Raw genomic sequence first — 245 nt, 5'->3', positions numbered from 1 at the left:
CGACGTCGGTGGACACCCTGCGGGTCGTCGCCGGGGCGTGCGGCGTCGCCGCCGGCGACCTGGCCGCCGCCACCGAGGCGCTGCCGGGTGCCCTGCGCCGGACCACGCCGTACCTGACGCACCCGACGTTCGCGGCGCACCGCAGCGAGACCGCGATGCTGCGCTACCTGCGCTCGCTGAGCGACAAGGCCCTGGCGCAGGACCGGACGATGATCCCGCTGGGCTCCTGCACGAAGAAGCTCAAC

The 245-nt window shown here is 74.7% G+C and carries 1 protein-coding gene; it reads left to right on the top strand.

From position 1 onward, the window contains the following. Positions 1–245 (top strand): hypothetical protein (locus AC0IVP_RS22045; RefSeq protein WP_471759298.1); only part of this gene is annotated, 245 nt, incomplete at both ends.

This window comes from Klenkia sp. AC732 (genome assembly GCF_979256525.1).
This window is presented reverse-complemented; position numbering and strand designations above follow the sequence as displayed.